Source organism: Variovorax sp. YR634 (assembly GCF_900106655.1).
Classification (GTDB): domain Bacteria; phylum Pseudomonadota; class Gammaproteobacteria; order Burkholderiales; family Burkholderiaceae_C; genus Variovorax.
On the sequence record NZ_FNOL01000006.1, the window covers coordinates 20,677 to 42,906 of the forward strand.

Genomic DNA, 22,230 nt, shown 5'->3' on the forward strand with positions numbered 1-22,230 from the left:
ATCGTCAGCCTTTTTGCAGCCGCTCCACGGCCATGGCCAGCGCGGCAGGCTTGCCGGACAGCACCAGCGTGTCGCCGTCCGACAGCACCGGGTTGTCGGCCAGCGCGCGCGGCTGGCCGTCTTGGCGGCGCAGGCTGGCGACGCGCACGCCCAGCGTGTGCAGCGCCACCTGTTCCAGCGTCTGGCCGACCGCGCGCGCGCCGGCATTGAGGGTGAAGCTGTTGAGGCGCTCGTGGTCGATCTCGTCGGCGTTGTCGTCGTCGGCGCCGTGGAAGTAGCCGCGCAGCAGGTTGTAGCGGGCATCGCGCTGGTCCTGCACCACGCGGATCACGCGCCGCATCGGCACGCCGACCAGCGCCAGCGCATGGCTCGCGAGCATCAGCGAACCTTCGATGGCCTCGGGCACCACCTCGGTGGCGCCTGCGGCCTGCAGCTTTTCGAGATCGTGGTCGTCCTGCGTGCGCACGATCACCGGCACGTGCGGAGCATGGGCGCGCGTGTTGGCCAGCACCTTCATCGCGCCCGGCACGTCGAGATAAGTGACGACCACCGCGCTGGCACGCGCCAGGCCCGCGGCCATCAGGGCCTGCAGCCGCGCCGCGTCGCCGAACACCACCGAGTCGCCGGCGGCGGCGGCCTGGCGCACGCGGTCAGGGTCGAGGTCGAGCGCCATGTACGGAATGCCTTCGCGTTCGAGGATGCGCGCCAGGTTCTGGCCGCAGCGCCCGTAGCCGCAGATGATCACGTGCTGCGCGGTGTTGATGGTCTTGCGCGCGATGCTCGTCATCTGCAGCGACTGCTGCAGCCAATCGCTGGCCACGAGCTTTCGCACGATGGCGTTGCTGTACATGATGATGAAAGGCGTGGCCAGCATCGACAGCACCATCGACGCCAGCACCGGATTGGCCAGCCACGGCGGCAGCAGGCTGCGTTCCTGCGCCAGCGTCAACAGCACGAAACCGAATTCGCCGGCCTGCGCGAGGTAGAGGCCGGTTCGCAGCGACACGCCCGAGGTAGCCCCGAGCACCTTTGCCAGCACCGTCACCAGCCCGAGCTTGAACCCCAGCGGCACCAGCAGCAGCACGCCCACCAGCAGCCAGCGCTCGACCACGATGTGCCAGTCGAGCGACATGCCCACGGTGATGAAGAACAGCCCCAGCAGCACGTCGTGGAAGGGGCGGATGTCGGTCTCGACCTGGTGCTTGTATTCGGTCTCCGACACCAGCATGCCCGCGATGAACGCGCCCAGCGCCAGGCTCAGGCCGGCCAGTTCGGTGAGCCAGGCCAGGCCCAGCGTGATCAGCAACACGTTCAGGATGAAGAGTTCTTCGCTGCGCCGCCGCGCCACCAGCGTGAGCCACCAGCGCATGATGCGCGGGCCGCCGTAGAGCAGCACGCCGATCAAAAAGCTTGCCTTCAGCAGCGCCAGGCCCAGCGCCTTGGCCAGCGCCTCGGGCGGCGCGCCCAATGCGGGAATCAGCACCAGCAGCGGCACCACGGCCAAGTCTTGAAACAGCAGCACGCCCATCACGCGCTTGCCGTGCTCGCTCTCGAGTTCGAGCCGCTCGGCCATCAGCTTGACCACGATGGCCGTGCTGCTCATGGTGAGCGCGCCCGACAGCGCCAGCGCGGTCTGCCAGCCCAGTTGCCATGTCGGCGGCAGCAGCAGCCGGGCGATCAGCAGCGCGCCGACCGTGGCGATGGACATCGTCAGCAGCACTTGCAGCAGGCCCAGCCCGAACACGTGCTTTCGCATCGCGCGCAGCTTCGGCAGGCTGAACTCCAGCCCGATCACGAACATGAGGAACACCACGCCGAATTCGCCCAGGTGCTGGATGCCTTCGGTGTTCTGCGCCAGCGCGAAGGCGTGCGGCCCGATCAGCACGCCAGCCGACAGATAGCCGAGCATCGGCGGCAGCTTGAGGGAGCGGCACGCCACCACGCCGATCACCGCGGCCAGGAGATACAACAGCGTGAGATCGAACGAAGACATAGGCGCCGATGCTAGAGCAATGTCCGTGCCCCGGGCTTCCCCGGGCCATGTGATCCCGGGCGCCGGCCGGCCCGTAAAATCCGCAGATGAGCTCCCGCCCCGTCCCGGCCCCAGTGGTCGACCCCGAAGCCATCCTCGCTCGGGCACGCCTCACCTTCGACATCGAAGCCGAAGCCGTCACCGGTCTGAAAGACCGCGTCGGCCCGAGCTTCGTCGATGCGGTGCGCAAGATCCTCGAAGTGCGCGGCCGCGTGGTCGTGATGGGCATGGGCAAGAGCGGCCACGTCGGCCGCAAGATCGCCGCCACCCTCGCCTCCACCGGCACGCCCGCGATGTTCGTGCACCCGGCCGAAGCCAGCCACGGCGACCTCGGCATGATCAAGGCGGTCGACCTGGTGCTGGCCATTTCCAACAGCGGCGAGGTCGACGAACTCACCGTCATCCTGCCGGTCGTCAAGCGCCAGGGCGTGCCCCTGATCGCCATGACCGGCCGCCCCGAATCCACCCTCGCCCGCCATGCCGACATCGTGATCGACGCGGGCGTGTCCAAGGAAGCCTGCCCGCTCAACCTCGCTCCCACCGCGAGCACCACCGCCCAGATGGCGATGGGCGACGCGCTGGCCGTGGCGCTGCTCGACGCGCGCGGCTTCGGCTCGGAAGACTTCGCGCGCTCGCATCCGGGCGGCGCGCTCGGGCGCAAGCTGCTCACCCACGTGAGCGACGTCATGCGCTCGGGCGACGAAGTGCCGCGCGTGCCGCCGTCGGCCAACATCAGCGAGCTGATGCGCGCGATGAGCATCAAGGGCTTCGGCGCCGCCGCGGTGATCGAGCCCGACGGCCGCGCCTCGGGCATCTTCACCGACGGCGACCTGCGCCGGCTGATCGAGGCGGGCGCCGATTTGCGCAGCCCCAAGGCGGTCGACGTCATGCACCGCGACCCGCGCACCATCCGCGTCGACGCACTGGCGGTGGAGGCCGCCGAGCTGATGGAGCAATGCGGCATCACCCGCCTGTTCGTGATCGACGGCGCGGGGGTGATCGTCGGCGCGATCAACACCAACGACCTGATGCGCGCGAAGGTCATCTGATGCCGCTCGAGTTCCAGGCCGAGACCTTGCTCGCCGCGCAGGACGTGCGCATTGTTTTCTTCGACATCGACGGCGTGCTGACCGATGGCGGCGTGTACTTCACCGAGCACGGCGAAACGCTCAAGCGCTTCAGCATCCTCGACGGCTACGGCCTGAAGCTGCTGCGCAAGGCCAGCATCGTGCCGGCCGTGATCACCGGGCGCGACTCCAAGCCGCTGCGCGTGCGGCTCGAAGCGCTGGGCATCGAGCATGTGCGCTACGGCACCGAAGACAAGCTGCCCGCAGCGCAGGCCATGCTCGACCAGCTCGGCTTTACGTGGGCGCAGGCCGCCGCCATCGGCGACGACTGGCCCGACCTGCCGGTGCTCATGCGCGTCGGCTTCGCGGCGGCACCGGCCAATGCCCATGCGGAAGTGCGCAACATCGCGCGCTACGTCACCCAGGCGCGCGGCGGCGAAGGCGCGGCGCGAGAGTTCTGCGACCTGCTGCTCACGGCCTGCGGCCAATACCGCGCGATGCTCGACGCTGCCCGGGGCCCGACCACATGAACAACGTGAAACGCGCATGGGGCATGGTGCGCGAAGTCCTCGACCGCGCCACGATCTACCTGCCGATCATCCTCACGGCCGCCGTCGCGCTCGGCACCTACTGGCTGGTGCGCAACGCGCCCAAGCTGCTGGAACCCACGGCCAAGGTCGCACCCACGCATGAGCCCGATTACTTCATGCGTGAGTTCGTCATCAAGAACTTCCTGCCCAATGGCGACCTGCGCAGCGAATTGCACGGGGTCGAGGGCCGGCACTATCCCGACACCGACACCATCGAGATCGACAAGGTGCGCATGCGCAGCGTGTCGCCCGAGGGGCTGGTGACGCGCGGGTCAGCCGACCGCGGCCTGTCGAACTCCGATGGCAGCGAGGTCCAGCTGTTCGGCAATGCGATCGTCATTCGCGATCCTTCGGTGGGGCCGAACGGCAAGCCTGCGCCGCGCCTCGAGTTCCGCGGCGAGTTCCTGCACGCTTATGTCGACACAGAACGCGTCACGTCGAACAAGCCGGTCACGCTCATTCGCGGCACCGACCAGTTCACCGGCGACACGCTCGACTACGACAACCTGAGCGGCGTGGCCAACCTGAACGGCCGGGTGCGCGGCGTGCTGATTCCGTCGGCGGCTCCGGCCGCTCCTGCTCCCGCCAAGAAGCGCTGAAGAAGACATCTCCTGCATGACCACGCCTCCGCTTGTCTTCATCACCGGTGCATCGAGTGGCATCGGCCAGGCGCTGGCCGCGAGCTTCTACGACGCGGGCTACCGCCTGGCGCTGGTCGCCCGGCGCACGGGGGAAATCGAAGCGTGGGCGAATGCCCGGCAACTGAGCGCAGACCGCTACCGGATCTACAGCGCCGACGTGGCGCAGACCGACAGCATCGTCGCCGCCGGCAGCGCCTGCATCGCGCAGCAGGGGCTGCCAGACGTGGTGATCGCCAATGCCGGCATCAGCGTCGGCATCGACACCGCCGAGCGCTCCGACCTCGACGTGTTGGCGCAGACTTTTGCCACCAACAACGTCGGCCTCGCCGCCACTTTTCATCCGTTCGTGCGGGCGATGGTGCAGCGCGGCAGCGGGCGGCTGGTGGGCATCGGCAGCGTGGCGTCCATCCGCGGATTGCCAGGGCATGGCGCGTACTGCGCCAGCAAGGCCGGCGTGGTGGCGTACTGCGAGAGCCTGCGCGGCGAACTGTTCAACAGCGGCGTCAAGGTCGTCACCCTCTGCCCGGGCTACATCGACACGCCGCTCACGCAGGGCAACCGGTACGGCATGCCTTTTCTCATGAAGGCGGAAGATTTTGCGGGCCAGGCACTGCGGGCCATCGAGGCAGGTACGAGCTACCGCGTGATTCCCTGGCAGATGGGCGTGATCGCCAAGATCATGCGCATGCTGCCCAACGCCGTGCTCGACCGGGCGGTGCAAGGGCGCGAGCGCAAGAAGCGAAGCGGCGAAGCCTGAGCAACAAGCGCCGGGCGATTGCCCATTGAAAAAGGCTCCCGAGGGAGCCTTTTGTCTGTGTGCCTTAGAGCGCAGGGCTTAGTAGCCGCTGTTGCCGCCACCACCGTAGCCGCCGCCACCACCACCGCCGGAGCGGCCACCGCCGCCACCGCCACGGGGACCGGCGCCGTAGGGGCTGCGGAAACCGCCGTCGCCACCACCACCGCCGCCACCGCTGCGGCCACCACCGCCACCGCCGTAGCCGCCGCCACCGCCGGAGCGGCCACCGCCGCCACCACCGTAGCCGCCACCACCGCCGCCGTAGCCTCCGCCACCACCGCCGCCATAACCACCACCGCCGCCGCCGTAGCCGCCACCACCGCTGCGCGGGGGACGAGCTTCCATCGGACGTGCTTCGTTGACGACGACGCTGCGGCCACCAAGGGGCTGGCCGTTCATGCCGTTGATTGCTGCTTGTGCTTCCGCGTCACTGCCCATCTCGACGAAGCCGAAGCCCTTCGAGCGGCCGGTGTCACGTTCCATCATGACCTTGGCGCTGGTCACTGCGCCGAACTGCCCGAAGGCCTGTTCGAGATCTCCGTCGCGCACCGAGTAAGGCAGGTTGCCGACGTACAGTTTGTTGCCCATCAAGGGACTCCTATAAACACATCAAGAAAAGCGATGGAGTCCCGAAAGCATCACTCAAACGAGAGCCGTCGAGTCGCGCGAAACTGACCGATCACCGAACTGCCCCCCGACCAAAATGAAGAGGGAGGCTCGTGCATTATGGGTGAAATATCCGAATTGCAAGCGGGAATTTGCGTCTTGAGGTAGCACCTGTCAAAACTATTGGAAAGCTAGTGCCTACTTGCATTTTTGGGCGAGGTCCTTGGCGCTACATGTAGAATTCGCCCCGTCATTGGGGAGTAGCCGCCTTCCGATTTGCGAGAAGGGCCCGCGTCAACAGACTTGTCCTGCCCCACACAGGACATGGCGCGTGCAGTTAACACACCTGGCGAGACCTTTGACCGTGCAACTTCGGGAATATGGCCGAAGGTGTTGCACGGTCAATTGCGTCCTTCGGCCCAAGGAACCCCACATCCATCATGGAAGCTTTTCTCGTTGCAACCGGCGTAGTTGCGCTCGCCGAAATGGGCGACAAGACCCAACTCCTGGCTCTCTTGCTCGCCGCCCGTTTCAGGAAACCGTGGCCCATCGTCCTGGGCATCTTCGCCGCCACCATCATCAACCACGCGCTGGCGGGTGCCGTCGGCAACTACATCACGCGCTGGCTCGGACCGGAGGTGCTCCGCTGGATCCTGGGCGGCTCGTTCATTGCGATGGCCGTCTGGATGCTGATTCCAGACAAGCTCGACGACGACGATGCCCCGGGCGCGTCGAAGTTCGGCGTCTTCGGCACCACGGTGATCGCGTTCTTCCTCGCCGAGATGGGCGACAAGACCCAGATCGCCACCGTCATGCTTGCCGCCCGCTTCACGCACGACTACTTCTGGGTGGTCGCAGGCACCACGCTGGGCATGATGCTGGCCAACGCGCCGGTGGTGTGGCTCGGCGAGAAGATCGTGCGGCGCGTGCCGATCAAGCTAGTGCACGGCATCTCGGCCGCGATCTTCCTGGTGCTGGGCATCATCATGATCGTCGGCTGGTAATCCGACGGGGCGATATACTGCCCCTTGCGCCGATTTGCTTCAGCTTGCGGGCGCTTTATAAATTCAGCTAAAGACAGGCGCGGCAGACCCGGCTCGTTTTTGGCGAGGCCGGGTTTTTTCATTCATGTCGTCGTCACCACCTTTGGTCGTCACCTCGCAGTCGATGCAGTTCGCAGGCCCGCTGGCCCTGCGCAGCGGCGCGTCGATCAGCGACTACACGCTCGCCTACGAAACCTACGGCACCCTGAACGCCGAGCGCAGCAACGCCGTGCTGGTGTGCCATGCGCTCAATGCCTCGCACCACGTGGCGGGCGTCTACCAGGGCCAGGCCCGCTCCGAGGGCTGGTGGGACAACATGGTGGGCCCCGGCAAGCCGGTCGACACCGACCGCTTCTTCGTGATCGGCGTCAACAACCTCGGCTCCTGCTTTGGCTCGACCGGCCCGATGCACGTCAACCCCGCCACCGGCCGCGTCTACGGCGCCGACTTCCCGGTGGTCACGGTCGAAGACTGGGTCGACGCGCAGGCCGCGCTGCTCGACGCGCTCGGCATCCAGACGCTCGCGGCCGTCATGGGCGGCAGCCTCGGCGGCATGCAGGCACTGTCGTGGACGCTGCAATACCCCAGTCGCGTGCGCCACGCCGTGGTCGTGGCCAGCGCGCCCAATCTCACGGCCGAGAACATCGCCTTCAACGAAGTCGCGCGCCGCGCCATCGTGACCGACCCTGACTTCCACGGCGGCCACTTCTACGAACACGGCGTGATCCCGAAGCGCGGCCTGCGCATCGCGCGAATGATCGGCCACATCACCTACCTCAGCGACGACGTGATGAACGAGAAGTTCGGCCGCATCCTGCGCAGCGCTGTCGAGGGCGAGGTGGCGGGGCTCGACTACCGCTACTCCACGCAGGACGTCGAGTTCCAGATCGAAAGCTACCTGCGCTACCAGGGCGACAAGTTCAGCGAATACTTCGACGCCAACACCTACCTGCTGATCACCCGCGCGCTCGACTACTTCGACCCCGCGCGCAGCCACGGCGGCAAGCTCAGCACCGCACTGGCCCAGGCCACGGCCAAGTTCCTGCTCGTGAGCTTCAAGACCGACTGGCGCTTCTCGCCCGCGCGCAGCCGCGAACTCGTGAAGGCGCTGCTCGACAACCGCCGCAACGTGAGCTACGCCGAGATCGACGCGCCGCACGGCCACGATGCCTTCCTGCTCGACGACGTGCGCTACATGGGCGTGGTTCGCTCGTACTTCGAGCGCGTCGCCAAGGAATTCCAATGAGCGACCTCGAACACCAAAGATTGATCGCAGAGCTCGTGCCCCAAGGCTCGCGCGTGCTCGACCTCGGCTGCGGCGACGGCGCCTTGCTCGACCTGCTGCAGCGCGAGCGCGGCTGCACCGGCTACGGCGTGGAAATTGCCGACGGCAACGTGCTGCAGTGCATCCGCCGCGGCGTCGACGTGATCCAGCTCAACCTCGACGAAGGCCTGGCGATGTTCGACGACGCCTCCTTCGACGTGGTGCTGCAGATCGACACGCTGCAGCACCTGCGCAATGCCGAAGTGATGTTGCGCGAGACCGCGCGCGTCGGCCGCATCGGTGTTGTCGCCTTTCCCAATTTCGCGCACTGGCCCAACCGCCTGAGCGTGGCGCGCGGCCGCATGCCGGTGACGCGCCGCCTGCCCTACCAGTGGTACGACACGCCCAACATCCGCGTCGGCACCTTCAAGGACTTCGAAGTGCTGGCCGGCAAGAACAACCTGCGCGTGCTCGACGCCTTCGGCCTGCAGGACGGGCGCGACGTGCGCTGGCTGCCCAACGCGCGCGCCAGCACGGCGGTCTTCAAGTTCGAGCGCGGCGGCGGCTGAACCCTTTGGAGCGCACCACCGGATGAGCTTCACGCTTGCACAGCCGGTCCACAGCGAGCTGCTCATCAAGAAGAGCCGCTTCATCGGCTGCGTGCAGCCGGTGGCTGACCGCGCGGCCGCGCTGGCCGTGGTCGCCTCGCTGCGCGCCGAACACCCCGCGGCCGCGCATGTCTGCTGGGCCTTGATGGCCGGCGGCCAGTCGGCCGCGAACGACGATGGCGAGCCCGGCGGCACGGCCGGCCGTCCGATGCTGGAGGTGCTGCGCCACCAGCAGGTCGAAGGCGCGCTCGCGACCGTGGTGCGCTACTTCGGTGGCGTGAAGCTGGGCGCGGGCGGCCTCGTGCGGGCCTACACCGACGCGGTTGCGCAGGCCCTGCTCGGCGCCGAGCTCGTGCCGCTGGTGCGCCAGCGCAGCCTCGGTTGCTCGGTGCCCTATGCGCTCGAAGGACTCGTGCGGCGCGAACTCGTCGCTGCCGGCGCGGTGCTCGACGATGTGCAGCACGGCGACGATGTGGCCTTCGCCTTCTCGCTCCCCGAGCCCGACGCCGATGCCTTCATCGCCCGTCTCGACGATGCTGCGCAAGGGCGCGTCGTCTGGCCGAAGGCGTAACGCGCTTCGCAGGTGCTGAGGGCGCAGGCGCAGTCAGCGCGAAAATGCCGCGCGGTGCCACCGGCACCACCTCGTCGTCGGGCCCGCGCCGCGCCATCTCCGCGGTCACGATGCCGGTCGGCACCGCGAGCACGCCCCAGCCCAGCAGCATCATCACCGAGGCGATCGCACGGCCCAGGTCGGTCTTGGGCACGAGGTCGCCGAAGCCCACCGTGGCCATCGTCGAGATGGCCCAGTAGATTGCCACCGGAATGCTCGTGAAGCCGTGCACCGGCCCCTCGACCACGTACATCAGCGTGCCCATCACCAGCACCACCAGCATCACGAAGCCGACGAACACCGTGATCTTGCGCCGGCTCGACGCCACGGCAGACACCAGCGCGCGGTACTCCACCGAGTAGCGCGATAGTTTGAAGATGCGGAACACGCGCAACAGGCGCAGCACCCGCACGTCGATCAGGTACGCCATCTCGGGCGCAAAGGCCACCAGAAAAGTCGGCAGCAGCGCAAGCAGGTCGATCACGCCGTAGAAGCTCAGCGCATAGCGCAGCGGCTTGTTCACGCAGCACAGCCGCGCGATGTACTCCAGCGTGAAGAGAATGGTGAACACCCATTCGAGCGCATTGAACAGCGGCCGCCACTGCTCGCGGATCGACTGCACGCTGTCGAGGATCACCACCAGCACGCTGGTCACGATCACCGCGATCAGCGCCAGGTCGAACATCAGGCCCGCGCGCGTATCCGCCTCGAAGATCACCGTGAACAGCGTACGCCGCCAGCCGTGCGCGGGCTTGTCGAAGCGCGAGTCGGTGGCCGACGAAATGGCGCGCGAGGGGTGCGCGGCCTGCGCGGTGGAAGGAGTTTCGGAGTTCGGGAGGCTCATGACGCCGCATTGTCATGTCCACAGTCGATTTATTCAGTTACGCTTCTTGCGCAATGAAGTGCCGCAGGCCATGAGTGCGTTCTTACGATAGTCCCTTTCTTGAGGAGCTCCCCTTTGGCTACACAGTCCCCCTTCTTCGGCAAGCGTGATCGTGACACCGACTCGTTGACATCCCGCCCCGCGCCGCTCGTCGGTTCGGGCACCAATCTCTCCGGAACCCCCGTCAATCCCTCGTCGCTGACCGCACAGCAAGGCGGACTGAACGCCGCTGCTGCTACAGCATCTGCCGCCGCCAAGGAAGGCGGCAGCAAGCTCACCGTCGGCCCGAACATCAAGCTCAAGGGCGTGGAGATCACCGACTGCGACACGCTCGTCGTCGAAGGCCTCGTCGAGGCCACCATGGACTCGCGCCTGATGCAGATCGCCGAACAGGGCGAGTTCAAGGGTTCGGCCGAAATCGACATCGCCGAAATCCGCGGCGTATTCGACGGCAGCCTCACGGTGCGCGAAAAGCTCGTGATCCACTCGACCGGCAAGGTCACCGGCAAGATCCGCTACGGCAAGATCGTGATCGAGGAAGGCGGCCAGCTTTCCGGCGAAATCAGCTTCGGCGCCAAGCCGTCGCTGCACTCCGCAGCCTGAAGCCCGTCAAGCTTTCGGCGGGGTCCACCCAAAGCGCTCCAGCAAGGCACCGGCCGCGGCCGGTGCCTTTTCTTTGGCGCCATTGATGAAGTAGACAAACACGTCGCGCTTCTTCGGCGACGCGGCCCAGCCCTGCGCGCGCTCGGCCCAGGTGTCCAGCGCCTTCGGCGCGTAGCCGGTCTTGAGCTTGGCGTCGGCCATCATGAGCCGCGCATAGGCGAAATCGCCTTCGGGCTCCTCGAAGGACGGAAACTTGTCGGCGTCGGTGAACACCGTCGACACCTTGTGCTTCTTCGCGAGTGCCTTGTAGGCGGGCACCATGAAGCTCTCATGCCGCACGTCCATCACGTGCCGCAGCGCGCGGCTGCCCTCCTTCTTCGGCAGCAGCGCGAGAAAAGCCTCGAAGTCTTCCGCATCGAACTGCTTGGTCGGCATGAACTGCCACACGATCGGCCCGAGCTTGTCGCCGAGCTCGGCCACGCCGCTGTCGATGAAGCGCTTGATCGAATCGCCCGCGCCCGACAGCAGCTTGCGGTTGGTCGCGAAGCGCGAGGCCTTGAGCGAGAACATGAAGTCGGCCGGCGTGTCGTCGTGCCACTTCCTGAAGGTCTCGGGCTTGAAGGTGCTGTAGTAGGTGCCGTTGATCTCGATGGCGCTGACCTTGCGGCTCGCGTAGTTCAACTCCTTCGCGTGCGCGAGCCCCTTGGGATAGAAGTTGTCGCGCCAGGGTTCGTAGGTCCAGCCGCCTATGCCCACCTTGATGTTTGCCTTGCTCACATGGCCCTCCGGGTTGAGATCGCCCGCACTCTACGCGCGGTCGCCTCAAGGCGCAAAATGCGCCTTTTCGTCACCCGCGGAGAACCCACCGATGAACGCCCCCCTGCACCGCGAAATGCCCGCCGGCACGCTCGACGCCGAGCGCGCCCTGTCCGACGTCACCGCCCAATGGGACGGCGACATCCTCAAGCAACTCACCAACTACATCGGCATCCCGGCCAAGTCGCCCGGCTTCGACAAGGACTGGTCGGCCAACGGCTACCTCGAGACCGTGCTGCGCAACGCCGCCGCCTGGGTCGAGGCACAGAAGGTCGAGGGCCTGAAGCTGGAGATCGTGCGCCTCGAAGGCCGCACGCCGGTGCTGTTCTTCGAAGTGCCGGCCACCGGCACCGACATGGGCGAGACAGTGCTGATGTACGGCCACCTCGACAAGCAGCCCGAGTTCACCGGCTGGCGCAACGACCTCGGCCCGTGGACGCCCAAGTACGAGAACGGCCTGCTCTACGGCCGCGGCGGTGCCGATGACGGCTACGCGGTGTACGCCAGCATCGCCGCGCTGCAGGCGCTCAAGAGCCAGGGCGCGGCGCACCCGCGCATCGTCGGCCTGATCGAGACCTGCGAGGAAAGCGGCTCCTACGACCTGCTGCCCTACGTCGACGCGCTGCGTCCGCGCCTGGGCAACGTCGAACTGGTGATCTGCCTCGACTCCGGCGCCGGCAACTACGACCAGCTGTGGCTCACCACCTCGCTGCGCGGCATGGCCAGCGGCACGCTCAAGGTGGAAGTGCTGACCGAAGGCATCCACTCCGGCGATGCATCGGGCCTCGTGCCCTCGAGCTTCCGCATCATGCGGCAGGTGCTCGACCGCCTCGAAGACAGCGCCACCGGCCGCCTGCTGCCCGCGAGCTTCCACTGCGAAGTGCCGGCCGACCGGCTGGCGCAGGCCAGGGCCACCGCCGCCATCCTCGGCGAAGAGGTCTACAAGCGCTTTCCGTGGGCGCACTACGACTGCGGCGGCTCGACCATGTTCGCGCTGCCGACCACCACCGATCCGGTCGAGGCCCTGCTCAACCGCACCTGGAAGCCCACGCTGTCGGTGACCGGCGCCGAAGGCTTTCCGGCGCTGAAGGATGCGGGCAACGTGCTGCGTCCGTACACCGCCTTCAAGCTGTCTCTGCGCCTGCCCCCGCTGGTCGATGCGGCCGAGGCGGTGCAGAACCTCAAGACGCTGCTCGAAGACAACGCGCCCTACCAGGCCCGCGTGACCTTCGAAAGCAACGGCGGCGCCACCGGCTGGAACGCACCCACCATCACGCCGTGGTTCGAAGACGCGCTCAACAAGGCCTCGCAGGCGCACTTCGGCGCATCGTGCGGCTACATCGGCCAGGGCGGCACGATCCCGCTGATGAACATGCTCAGCGCCGGCTTCCCGAAGGCGCAGATGATGGTCTGCGGCGTGCTCGGCCCGAAGAGCAACGCGCACGGCCCCAATGAGTTCCTGCACGTGCCCTACGCCAAGAAGCTCACCGCGGCCGTGGCCGAAGTGATCGCCGCATTACCGGCAGCGCATCGCGCGGCCACATCGGAGCCGGTGGCCGCTTGAGCGAGGCGCTGCCTTTGCCGCAGCGCGTTTCGCTGTCGACCCCGGACGGCGAGACGCTCGCCCTGCGCCGGCTGCCGGCGCCCGGCCCGGCGCGCGCCGTGATCGTGGTGGTCCATGGGCTCGGCGAGCATGCGGGCCGCTATCACGCGCTCGCCGAATGCCTGCACGAATGGAACTTCGCCGTGTGGGCGCATGACCACTTCGGGCACGGCGAATCGACCGGTGCGCGCGGCGGCCTGCCGAGCGGACTGCGGCTGGTCGACGACCTCGCGCTGGTCATCGACGATGCACGCCGCGAGAACCCCGGCCTGCCGCTGGTGCTGCTGGGGCACAGCCTCGGCGGACTGGTCGCCGCGAGCCTGGTGGCGCGTGGCGTGCGGCAGGTCGATGGGCTGGTGCTTTCCTCGCCAGGGCTCGATCCGGGCCTGAGCGGTTTCCAGAAGGCGCTGCTCGCGGTGCTGCCGCGCATTGCGCCGAACCTGCGCGTGGGCAACGGCCTCGACGACAACTACCTCTCGCATGACCCGGCGGTGGTGCAGGCCTACCGCGACGATCCGCTCACGCACGACCGCATCGGCAGCCGGCTCGCGCGCTTTCTCGCGTACGAAGGCGAGACGGTGCAGCAGCGGGCTGCGAACTGGCCCGTGCCTACCTTGCTTCTCTATGCGGGCGACGACCGCCTCGTGATGCCTGCCGCCAGCCGCGCCTTCGTTGCGGCCGCGGCATCAGGCGGCAAGGTCGAGGCGCACTGCTTCGACACGCTGTACCACGAGATCTTCAACGAACTCGAAGCCGACGCGGTCTTCGCGGCCCTGCAAAGCTGGCTCAACCGGCGCTTTCCGCCGCTGGCCTGACGGCGCGCACGCGCGCCAGCCAGATCAGCGCCGCGCCAGTCAGCACCACCGGCACCAGCGAACCGAAGTTCAGCAGCCGCCAGCCCTGCGTGGTCACCAGCACGCCCGAGGCGAACGAGGTCAGCGCCAGCGTCGCGAACACGCAGAAGTTGAGCGCGCCCTGCGCGCGGTCGCGCTCCTCGGCGGTGTAGGCCGTGAGCGAGAGCGTGGTGCTGCCGGTGAACAGGAAATTCCAGCCCACGCCCAGCAGGAACAACGCGACGATGAAGTGATGCAGCTCCACGCCCGAGAGCGCGATGGCGATGCAGCCGAGGTTGAGCACCAGCCCCACGCCCATCACTGGCAGCGCCCCGAAGCGGCGGATCAGGTGCCCGGTGAAGAAGCCCGGCGCGAACATGCCGATCACGTGCCATTCGAGCACTAGCGCGGCATCGGAAAACGGCAGGCTGCAGATCTGCATCGCGATGGGCGTCGCGGCCATCAGCAGGTTCATAACGCCGTAGCCAAGCGCGCCCGCGGCGGCGGCCACGATGAACACCGGCTGCCGCATGATCTCGGCCAGCGGGCGCCCGCCTGCGGCCTCCTTGCGCGTGGGCGCGGCCGGGAATTCGATGAAGTGCATCACTGCCATCGACAGCAGCGCCACCAGCGCCAGCGCAACGTAGGCGCCGGCGAACGGCACCGCAAAGGCTTCGCGCGTGGCGAGGTTCGGCCCGGCGACAGCGCCGATCAGCCCGCCCGCCATCACCATCGACACCGCCTTCTCGCGCCAGGCCGGCGCCGCCAGCTCGGCAGCGGCGAAGCGGTAGAGCCCCGCGTTGGCGTTGTAGTAGCCCGCGACCACCGTGGCGAAGCACAGCAGCCAGAAGTTCTTCGTGACCGCCGCGAAGCAGCACAGCAGCGACGATGCCACCGCCACCGCCAGCCCGATCTGGAACGAGCCGCGCCGGCCGAAGCGCTGCTGCGTGCGCGCCACCAGCCCGGTGCTGAGCGCGCCGCCCACCACGTAGCTCATCACCGGCAGCGTCGCCATCCAGCCGTGCGGCGCGATGGCCAGCCCAACCAGTCCGTTGATGGCGATGAAGGTCACGTTGTTCGTCAGTAGCAGGCCCTGGCAGATGGCGAGCAGCCACAAGTTGCGGTTCATGGCGCCGTCTCCCGGATCGCGCGCTGCAGGTCGCGCTCGATTTCGCTGAAGACGATCGGCGGCAGCTCGCCCAGCGTGCCTTCGGTGCCGTCGAGTGCCACCGCGCGCACGGTCTGCAGCTCCTTGCCGTCGGGGCTGTCCTGCACGAACCAGCCTTCCTCCAGCTGCAGGCAGATGCGGCGTCCGCCGGGCACGGCCTTGTTGAAGCTGTTGACCATGCCGCCGTCACCCACCTCGCGCTGCCAGCCGCGCGTCTCCAGGCCCATGAGGGCGGCGTTCGACACGGCGCGGCCGCTCCAGTGGGGGAGTTCGCGGCGGGTGCGCAGCGCCTCGTCGAGCACGAAGGCCGGGCGCATCAGCTGCTCGAAGGGCTGCACGATTTCGTAGTCGGCCAGCACGGCGGCCCATGCGGTCGCCAGCGATGGGTCGAGTGCCGTGATTTCCAGCGGATGCGGCAGGCCGATGCGCGCTGACTCGGGCAGCTTCACCGCGTCGTCCTGCAGGTCGGCCAGTTCGCCTTCGGCGCTGACGCGGAAGGTGCCTTCGAGCTTGTCCGATGCGTCGAACAAGCCCCAGACCAGCGGCCGGCTGAAGACCCGCAGCACGGGGTGGTTGGCGAAGAAGGGCATGAACTCGTCGGGGCCCCATCGGCGCTGTGCGCACATCGCGGCTTCCAGCCGCTTGATCTGCGTGGTGGCGACGGTCTTTGCCAGCTTGCGCAGCTCCTTCAGCTGGGTGGTTGCGGCGGCGGCCTTGCCGGCGTCGTCGTTCGCGCCCGGCTTGGGCAGCGTCTTGAGTGCCTTGCCCCTGGCGTCGTGCACCACGGGCTGGAAGTTGTCGTCCATGCGCACCTCGAAGCTGCGCGGGCCGAAGTCGAGCGTCAGGCGCGCGCGGGTGTCGAGGCCGAGGTCGGGCACGGTGCGGTCGGCCAGCTGGTCGAGGCTGAGGCCGCGCTGCTCGGCCACTTCGCCGAGCATGCGGTCGGCGCGGGTGCGCAGGTCGTCGTGGCGGGTCTGGCGCGCGAGTTCGGCCAGGTGCATCAGGGCGGCGTCGCTGCCGATTTCGCCGAGCATCACCATCGCGTCGTAGGCCCGCACGCGGTCGAGCGCGGCGCGCCACTGGCGCAGCAGGCCGTAGAGCTGGCGGGCGGTTTCGCCGTCGCCGAGACGGCCCTGCAAAGCGAACATCCAGCGCTCCTTGGCCGGGCGGCCATTGCCGATCCACCAGGCCAGCAGCGCGCGGCCGAAGCGCGCGAGGGAATCGGGAGTGAGCGTGTCCAGCAGCGGGGCGAGCCCCGGATAGGGTGCGTCGGGCTTGCCGAGCATCATCGCCATCAGCACGTCGGGCACCACGTCCTGCGGCAGCGCGAGCCCGCCTTGCTTGAGGATCAGGCGGGGCAGTGACGCCAGCGGCAGGGTCTTCGGCACCACGGGCAGGCTGTCGGGCAGCAACTCTTCGGGGGCGATGGCCAGCAGCTGCGCCACCGCGTCGGCGGCTTCGGCGCCATAGGCGAGCGCCTGCCGGCGTACCGCGTCAGCGTGGCCGGCATCGTGCAGCCAGCGCAGCGCGGCTTGCGCCGCCTCGTGCGCAGGGCCGGGTTCGCCCAGCGCGATGGGAACGAGGCCGCGCGCGGCCGCATCCGGGTAACGCGCAAGCCACTCGCCCGCTTCGCGCCGGACCCAGCGGTTGGTGTGGAAGCCCTTGGCGATCCAGCCGGCGAGCGGGTCCCATTCGATGACCGATGCCAGCTCGAACATCGCGCGCGAGCCCTGCTTGAGGAAGCGCGGCAGTCCCGGCAGCGCGGCCGCGCCGAATGCATGGAGGATGGGGCGCATGCGCGAGACATCGCCCATGTAGAGCTCGGGCGCGGGCCCGAGCGTGAACACTGCGATGGCCAGCGATTCGGGCAGGTGCCAGATGTATTCGGCAACGCTCCAGTGGGTGGCCGGAGGTTCGCCGAAGTCTTCCGGCCCGATCTCGCGGCCGTTTGCCGCGACAGCCTCGATGAGCTCGGGGCGCAGGCCCAGCATCCACAGGGCCTTGTGCACCTTGCCGCCCTCGCGGATCTCCGCGGGTGCGTTGGGCTGGTTGCGCGCGAATTCGTCCATCCACTGGTCGGCGCGTTCGCGCGAGACGCGGAGCTCGCGGGTCAGCCAGTCGGACGATTCGCCCGTGGCCTGCAGGTACTGCGGCGGCGGCAGATTGCTCCAGTGCAGCAGCGCCGTCGGCGGCAGTGGCTGCAGCGCCAGCGTCGGGATGACGGGCAGCGCCTGCCGGTTCTTCCAGGGCGGGCGCCGCAGCAGCGCGGGCCAGGCGTCGGGGGCGGCATCGGTCACGCCGGCGGAGCTGTCTTCCTGCAGGCGCGCGAGCGTCTTGCGCTGGCTGTCGTCGCAGGAGGCCTCCAGCGGTTGCTGCCACTCGGGGTTCGCGGCCAGCAACTCCAGGATCAACGCGGCGCCGGCCTGGTGTCGCGCCGGGTTCGCCGACAGCAGCTCGCGCAGCACGAACAGCGGCCAGCGGGCAGCCTGCTTGACGAGGGCGTTCTTGCAGTCGATCTGCTTGACCTGGGCCACGAAGAAGCGCACCACGGCCGCGTCGTGGATGGCCAGCAGGTCGGTGACGGCTTCCTTGTGCGGGGACGGCTCGAAGAACAGCTCGGCTGCCGCGGCGCCGTGCATGTCGAGCATGCGCAGCCGTGCGGCGCGCGGCGGATAGAAGCTGGAACGGTGGCGGCGAAAGAAGTCGAGGCTGTCGGCCAGGCTGCGTTCGTCCAGCAGCGAGCCGCCGCACTGGCCGCAGGGCCGGTCGTTGAACTGTGCGAGCGCTTCGCGCATGCCCTTGGACCACCGCACGGTGCCATCGGGCTGCGCGTCCAGACCCTCTTCTTTCGACTTGCGACTGCCCGCCATGCCATTGCTCTCCATTGATGCCAGCGGGATTGTCGGCCAACACGCACGGGCCAAAAAAAAGCGCCCTCGCGGGCGCCGGAATCCTGGAGAACGCAGTCCGTCAGTTCAGGACTGCTTGCCTTGCAGCAGACCGCTGAGCGAACCCAGCAGGTCGTCGTGGTTGCCCAGGCCCTGGTCGGGGACCTTGCCGTGCGGCGTGAGCTGGTCGATGAGCGCCGGCAGCATGGTGGCGAGCATCGGCAGCAGCGTTTGCGCATTGATGCCGAGCTTGGACGCGATGCTGGCGATGGTGTCGCTGCCCAGCGCGTTCTGCAGCTGGTCGCCCGAGACCGGCTGGTTTTCTCCCTTGCCGATCCACGAGCCGATGACGTCGCCCATGCCGGCCTGCTCGAACTTCGAGACCAGACCGCCCAGGCCGCCCTGCCCGCCGTTGTTGGCGAGCAGCCCGCCCAGCGCGCCGGCCAGGCCTCCCAGATCGCCCAATCCGCCGCCTTGCGGTTGCTGCTGTTGCGCAGCGCCTCCGAGCACTTGACCGAGTACCGAATCGAGCAATCCCATGGCTGTTTCCTTGGTGTGTGACAGAACCGTCTGCATTGTTAAATGCCGCGGACCGTAAGCAGAAAGTGGCACGTCCACTTTCGAACTGGCAACGTGACAAATTACTTGGTACGCGCTGTCCGTTTGGGGAGCAATGCGGGGCTGACCCCCTGCACGCCCACCAGGCCCAGCACGGTAACCAGCGAATTCTGCGCGCCTTTCCACGCATCTGTCACGTCAATGGACTCGCTCAACGAATGGAATCCGGAGGCCTTGCCGCCACCGCCGACGATGATCGCAGGAATGCCCAGCGCGATCGGCACGTTGGCGTCGGTGCTGCCGCCGCGCAGCAGCGTCTTGTTGCCGAAGGCGGCGTTCGAGCGGATCGCGGCCTCGACGATCACCGAATCGGGCGGCGTGCGGCCGCCGGGGCGGTCGCCGATGAGCTTGGTGCTCACGCTCAGCGTGCTCACGTTCCAGCGCTTGTTTTCCTCGACCACTGCTTCGTCGATGGCGGCCAGAATCTTCTTCTCCGTTTCGAGAAGCGAGGCCATGTCGTCGGAGCGGATGTCGATGGCCATGCGCGCATCTGGCGCGATGGTGTTGACCGAAGTGCCGCCGCCCACGGTGCCGACGGTGAAGGTGGTCTTCGGGAAACTCGGCGTGCGGATATCGGCGATCTTCGCGATGGCGCGGCCCATGCCGTGGATGGCGCTGGGCACTTGGCCGAACGCGCCGAAGCTGTGGCCGCCCGGGCCCTGGAACGTGACTTCGTAGCGGTGGCTCGCGGTGCCGAGCACCAGCACCGCGCCCGGCGACGACGGCTCCAGCCCCACCATGCCGTCGATGTCGAGGTTGTCGCGAAAGATGGCCTTCATGCCGCGCAGGTTGCCGAGTTCTTCCTCGCCGACGTTGGCGACGATCATCAGGTCGCCCACGGTCTGGATCTTGTTTTCGTTCAGCACCTTGAGCCACGACAGAAGCACCGACAGGCCGCGCGTGTCGTCCGCGATGCCGGGTGCGTGCAGCCGGCCGTCGTGCTCCTTCACCTTCACGTCGGTGCCGGCGGGGAACACGGTGTCGAGGTGGGCCGAGATCAGCAGCTTCGGGCCGCCGCCGATGCCCTTGCGCAGGCCGACCACGTTGCCTTCGGCGTCGATCTTCGCGTGCGTCAGTCCCAGCGCCTTCATGCGCGCGAGAAACGCCTCGGCGCGCTTGTGCTCCTTGAAGGGCGGCGCCTCGATCTCGGTCAGCATCTTCAGGTCTTCGACCGAGTGTTCATGGTCGGCCTTGACCGCGTCGAGCAGCTTCTGGATGGCGGGCGAGGCCATCAGCTGGGTGTAGGCCTTGTCGACCTCGGGGCTGACTTGCGCGGGCGTGGGGGCGACGGCCTGGCTCTGGGCGAGCGCGCCCTGTGTGGCGCACAGCAGCGCGGCAATAACGAGAGGTGCAAGGCGCAGAACGCTTGGCAGGCGGGACATCGGCAAAAGTCCTTCTTTTGTCTTAATGAAGTAACGATTGTTTCCCAAGCTTTCCGCGTGCGCGTCGCGGAAAACACCCACCTCGCGGCCCTGCCTAGAGTCCGGCCAGGGACACCAGCGCGGCCAGCGCCGCCGTTTCAGCGCGCAACACGCGCGCGCCGAGGGTGATGGGAGCGAAGCCGCGGGCGATGGCCTGCTGTTCTTCGGTGCTGCTCAGGCCGCCTTCGGGGCCGCTCAATACAGTCACGCCTTGGTCGTTCGGGGCTTGAAGTGTGTCGGCGAGGCTGCGTGTGCCCTCGGCAAGGCTCAGCACAAGGCGCACGGCCGAGGCTTCATTGGTTTCGAGCCAGCCCGTGAAGGACTGCACCGGATGGATCACCGGCACGCGGTTGCGCCCGCACTGCTCGCAGGCCGCGACCGCGATCGCCTCCCAGTGCGCCCGCTTCTTCTCGGCGCGCTCGCCCGACAGGCGCAGCACGCCGTGGGCAGTGGCCAGCGGTTGGATGCTCGCAACGCCGAGCTCGGTGGCTTTCTCGACCAGCCAGTCCATGCGCTCGTTGGCCGGCATGCCGACCGCAAGGTGCACGGCGCGAGGCGCTTCGCGCTCCACCGGCAGGTGGGCGCCGACGGCCACAGCGACGTCGCTGCGGCCCATGCGCTCGACCGTGGCTGCATATTCGCCGCCCGCGCCGTCGAACAGCGTGATCGCATCGCCGGGCTGCATCCGCAGCACCTGCACGTGGCGCGCAGCGCCGGGCGGCAACGCCAGGCTGACGCCGGCGCTCAGCGGCACGGAACAGTGAAAACGCGGCATGCTATGAAATCGATAGCTGCGAGCGACCGTTGTACGGCCGTCACAGGGTGGTGCTTTTTCAGTTTTCCTTCAGACACGGCCGTAGGCGAAGCCCGTGATGGCCGAAGTGCCCTCGATTTCGTCGATCACGCGCAGCAGCGGCGTCAGTTCCATGTAGCGGCTGGCGGTGGCGCGGATGTAGGCAATGAAGCGCGGCGTGTCAGCCAGGTACTTGGGCTTGCCGTCGCGCAGCGTGAGGCGCGCGAAGATGCCGGCCACCTTCAGGTGGCGCTGCAGGCCCATCCACTCGACCGCGCGGTAGAAGGCGCCGAAGTCTTCGTCGACAGGCAGGCCGGCCTTGCGCGCAGCCGTCCAGTAGCGGATGGTGATGTCGAGCACGAACTCCTCGTCCCAGCTCAGGAAGGCGTCGCGCATCAGGCTGGCGATGTCGTAGGTGACGGGGCCGTACACGGCGTCCTGGAAGTCGAGCACGCCGAGCGCTGCTCCGTTGCCGATCATCAGGTTGCGCGGCATGAAGTCGCGGTGCACGTAGACGGCGGGCGACGCCAGGTTGCTGTCGACGATCAGCTTGAAGCTGCGCTCGAGCCGCTCCTTCAGCTTGCCTTCGACGGCGATGCCGCGGTGGCGGCCGATGTACCACTCGGGGAATAGCGACAGTTCGCGTTCGAGTAGCGCCCGGTCGTAGGGGGGCAGCACGCCGGGCTTGGAGGCCAACTGCCAGCGGATCAGCGCGTCGATGGCCTGGTCGTAGAGCGGGCGGCTCGCGTCGGGCTTCGCCGGATCGATCACGTCCAGCATGGTCTGGCGGCCCAGGTCGTCGAGCAGGAGAAAGCCGTTCGGCTTGTCCCATTCGAGCACCGTGGGGGCGAGCACGCCGGCGCCGGCCATCAGCTGCGCCACCTGGACGAAGGGGGCGCTGTTTTCCTTGTCCGGCGGCGCGTCCATCACGATGCGCGTGGGGGCGGCGGGGTCGGCGGTGTCGAGGCGGAAGTAGCGGCGGAAGCTCGCGTCGACCGAGGCGAGCCGCACGGTGTCGGGCAACAACCGGTGGGCAGGCGCGATGGCGGCCAGCCAGCCCCGGAACACTTCGGCCCGCTGCGGATCAGTCCAGAGGATGGTCTCGGCGGGGCTTGGGGCTAATGAGGCCGGAGGCGGGGATGCTGTCATGGATAATCGATTCTACAAATCCGCCTGGCGCGGCAATCCCCCTTGGCCGGCTTCCGGCCGATGCGGGTTGCTGCCGGCCCCTGCAACCCGCCGGCCTGCCGCGCCGTCCCCCGACGATTTTTCGTTCCGAACCGATGCCTACGACCCAAAGCCCTCACGCTTGGCACCTTGTGCGCTCGCTGCCCTTCCCGGGCGAGT

General features: G+C 67.8%; 21 protein-coding genes and 1 riboswitch. Of the genes, 11 read left to right on the forward strand and 10 right to left on the reverse strand.

Annotated features, from left to right (window positions below):
• Nucleotides 1–4 precede the first annotated feature (4 nt).
• Nucleotides 5–1,993: a monovalent cation:proton antiporter family protein gene (locus tag BLV60_RS12845; RefSeq protein ID WP_093054986.1), complete on the reverse strand. Its 1,989-nt coding sequence runs from the start codon at nucleotides 1,991–1,993 to the stop codon at nucleotides 5–7.
• 86 nt (nucleotides 1,994–2,079) lie between these two features.
• Here BLV60_RS12845 and BLV60_RS12850 point away from each other — a divergent pair, with 86 nt between their 5' ends.
• From BLV60_RS12850 to BLV60_RS12865, 4 genes are read left to right on the forward strand one after another with little or no spacing between them, the layout of a single operon-like run.
• The gene (locus BLV60_RS12850; RefSeq protein ID WP_093054988.1) at nucleotides 2,080–3,081 is read left to right on the forward strand and encodes a KpsF/GutQ family sugar-phosphate isomerase; all 1,002 of its coding nucleotides are present in this window, start codon (nucleotides 2,080–2,082) and stop codon (nucleotides 3,079–3,081) included.
• Nucleotides 3,081–3,629, forward strand: a complete 549-nt coding sequence (locus tag BLV60_RS12855) for a KdsC family phosphatase (RefSeq protein ID WP_093054990.1) — start codon at nucleotides 3,081–3,083, stop codon at nucleotides 3,627–3,629. The genes BLV60_RS12850 and BLV60_RS12855 overlap by 1 nt, the downstream gene beginning before the upstream one ends.
• Nucleotides 3,626–4,288: an LPS export ABC transporter periplasmic protein LptC gene (gene lptC, locus BLV60_RS12860; protein WP_176928790.1), complete on the forward strand. Its 663-nt coding sequence runs from the start codon at nucleotides 3,626–3,628 to the stop codon at nucleotides 4,286–4,288. Before BLV60_RS12855 ends, lptC begins: the two co-directional genes overlap by 4 nt.
• A gap of 16 nt (nucleotides 4,289–4,304) precedes the next feature.
• Nucleotides 4,305–5,087: an SDR family oxidoreductase gene (locus BLV60_RS12865; RefSeq protein ID WP_093054992.1), complete on the forward strand. Its 783-nt coding sequence runs from the start codon at nucleotides 4,305–4,307 to the stop codon at nucleotides 5,085–5,087.
• 78 nt (nucleotides 5,088–5,165) lie between these two features.
• Here BLV60_RS12865 and BLV60_RS12870 read toward each other — a convergent pair whose 3' ends face one another.
• Complete coding sequence (locus BLV60_RS12870; protein ID WP_093054994.1) at nucleotides 5,166–5,714, reverse strand: RNA recognition motif domain-containing protein; 549 nt, start codon at nucleotides 5,712–5,714, stop codon at nucleotides 5,166–5,168.
• Nucleotides 5,715–5,975: 261 nt separating this feature from the next.
• Nucleotides 5,976–6,161, forward strand: a riboswitch (yybP-ykoY riboswitch).
• Between the two features lie 11 nt (nucleotides 6,162–6,172).
• On the opposite strand from BLV60_RS12870, the gene BLV60_RS12875 reads away from it, so the two are divergent.
• From BLV60_RS12875 to BLV60_RS12890, 4 genes are all read left to right on the forward strand, one after another.
• Entirely contained in the window at nucleotides 6,173–6,736 is a 564-nt protein-coding gene (locus BLV60_RS12875; protein WP_093054996.1) for a TMEM165/GDT1 family protein, read from the forward strand.
• A gap of 124 nt (nucleotides 6,737–6,860) precedes the next feature.
• A complete protein-coding gene (locus BLV60_RS12880) occupies nucleotides 6,861–8,021 on the forward strand; it encodes a homoserine O-succinyltransferase MetX (protein ID WP_093054998.1) in 1,161 nt (386 codons plus the stop codon).
• The gene (gene metW, locus BLV60_RS12885; RefSeq protein ID WP_093055000.1) at nucleotides 8,018–8,608 is read left to right on the forward strand and encodes a methionine biosynthesis protein MetW; all 591 of its coding nucleotides are present in this window, start codon (nucleotides 8,018–8,020) and stop codon (nucleotides 8,606–8,608) included. Before BLV60_RS12880 ends, metW begins: the two co-directional genes overlap by 4 nt.
• Nucleotides 8,609–8,630: 22 nt before the next feature.
• Nucleotides 8,631–9,218, forward strand: coding sequence for an IMPACT family protein (locus BLV60_RS12890; protein ID WP_093055002.1), 588 nt, complete (start codon nucleotides 8,631–8,633; stop codon nucleotides 9,216–9,218).
• Here the strand turns inward: BLV60_RS12890 and BLV60_RS12895 are convergent.
• Nucleotides 9,163–10,101: an ion transporter gene (locus BLV60_RS12895; RefSeq protein WP_093055004.1), complete on the reverse strand. Its 939-nt coding sequence runs from the start codon at nucleotides 10,099–10,101 to the stop codon at nucleotides 9,163–9,165. The genes BLV60_RS12890 and BLV60_RS12895 overlap by 56 nt on opposite strands.
• Nucleotides 10,102–10,215: 114 nt before the next feature.
• On the opposite strand from BLV60_RS12895, the gene BLV60_RS12900 reads away from it, so the two are divergent.
• Entirely contained in the window at nucleotides 10,216–10,743 is a 528-nt protein-coding gene (locus BLV60_RS12900; RefSeq protein ID WP_093055006.1) for a bactofilin family protein, read from the forward strand.
• A gap of 6 nt (nucleotides 10,744–10,749) precedes the next feature.
• On the opposite strand, the gene BLV60_RS12905 is transcribed toward BLV60_RS12900, so the two are convergent.
• Nucleotides 10,750–11,520 (reverse strand): DUF72 domain-containing protein, encoded by a 771-nt coding sequence (locus tag BLV60_RS12905; protein WP_093055008.1) that lies wholly within the window; start codon nucleotides 11,518–11,520, stop codon nucleotides 10,750–10,752.
• 91 nt (nucleotides 11,521–11,611) lie between these two features.
• Between BLV60_RS12905 and BLV60_RS12910 the strand changes: the two genes are divergently transcribed.
• Together BLV60_RS12910 and BLV60_RS12915 are read left to right on the forward strand one after the other, a co-directional pair.
• Nucleotides 11,612–13,123: a M20 family metallopeptidase gene (locus tag BLV60_RS12910; RefSeq protein ID WP_093055010.1), complete on the forward strand. Its 1,512-nt coding sequence runs from the start codon at nucleotides 11,612–11,614 to the stop codon at nucleotides 13,121–13,123.
• Nucleotides 13,120–13,977, forward strand: a complete 858-nt coding sequence (locus BLV60_RS12915; RefSeq protein ID WP_093055012.1) for an alpha/beta hydrolase — start codon at nucleotides 13,120–13,122, stop codon at nucleotides 13,975–13,977. Before BLV60_RS12910 ends, BLV60_RS12915 begins: the two co-directional genes overlap by 4 nt.
• Here the strand turns inward: BLV60_RS12915 and BLV60_RS12920 are convergent.
• The 6 genes from BLV60_RS12920 to BLV60_RS12945 all read right to left on the reverse strand — a co-directional run bounded on the left by BLV60_RS12920 (nucleotide 13,949) and on the right by BLV60_RS12945 (nucleotide 22,032).
• Nucleotides 13,949–15,124, reverse strand: a complete 1,176-nt coding sequence (locus tag BLV60_RS12920) for an MFS transporter (RefSeq protein ID WP_093055014.1) — start codon at nucleotides 15,122–15,124, stop codon at nucleotides 13,949–13,951. The genes BLV60_RS12915 and BLV60_RS12920 overlap by 29 nt on opposite strands.
• Entirely contained in the window at nucleotides 15,121–18,033 is a 2,913-nt protein-coding gene (locus BLV60_RS12925) for a DUF4132 domain-containing protein (protein WP_093055482.1), read from the reverse strand. Before BLV60_RS12925 ends, BLV60_RS12920 begins: the two co-directional genes overlap by 4 nt.
• A 105-nt stretch (nucleotides 18,034–18,138) precedes the next feature.
• Nucleotides 18,139–18,591 (reverse strand): YidB family protein, encoded by a 453-nt coding sequence (locus BLV60_RS12930; RefSeq protein WP_218132223.1) that lies wholly within the window; start codon nucleotides 18,589–18,591, stop codon nucleotides 18,139–18,141.
• Between the two features lie 101 nt (nucleotides 18,592–18,692).
• A complete protein-coding gene (locus tag BLV60_RS12935; protein WP_093055018.1) occupies nucleotides 18,693–20,051 on the reverse strand; it encodes a M20/M25/M40 family metallo-hydrolase in 1,359 nt (452 codons plus the stop codon).
• Between the two features lie 94 nt (nucleotides 20,052–20,145).
• A complete protein-coding gene (locus tag BLV60_RS12940) occupies nucleotides 20,146–20,865 on the reverse strand; it encodes a 16S rRNA (uracil(1498)-N(3))-methyltransferase (protein WP_093055020.1) in 720 nt (239 codons plus the stop codon).
• A gap of 69 nt (nucleotides 20,866–20,934) precedes the next feature.
• Nucleotides 20,935–22,032, reverse strand: coding sequence for an aminoglycoside phosphotransferase family protein (locus tag BLV60_RS12945; RefSeq protein WP_093055022.1), 1,098 nt, complete (start codon nucleotides 22,030–22,032; stop codon nucleotides 20,935–20,937).
• Nucleotides 22,033–22,230: the final 198 nt, after the last annotated feature.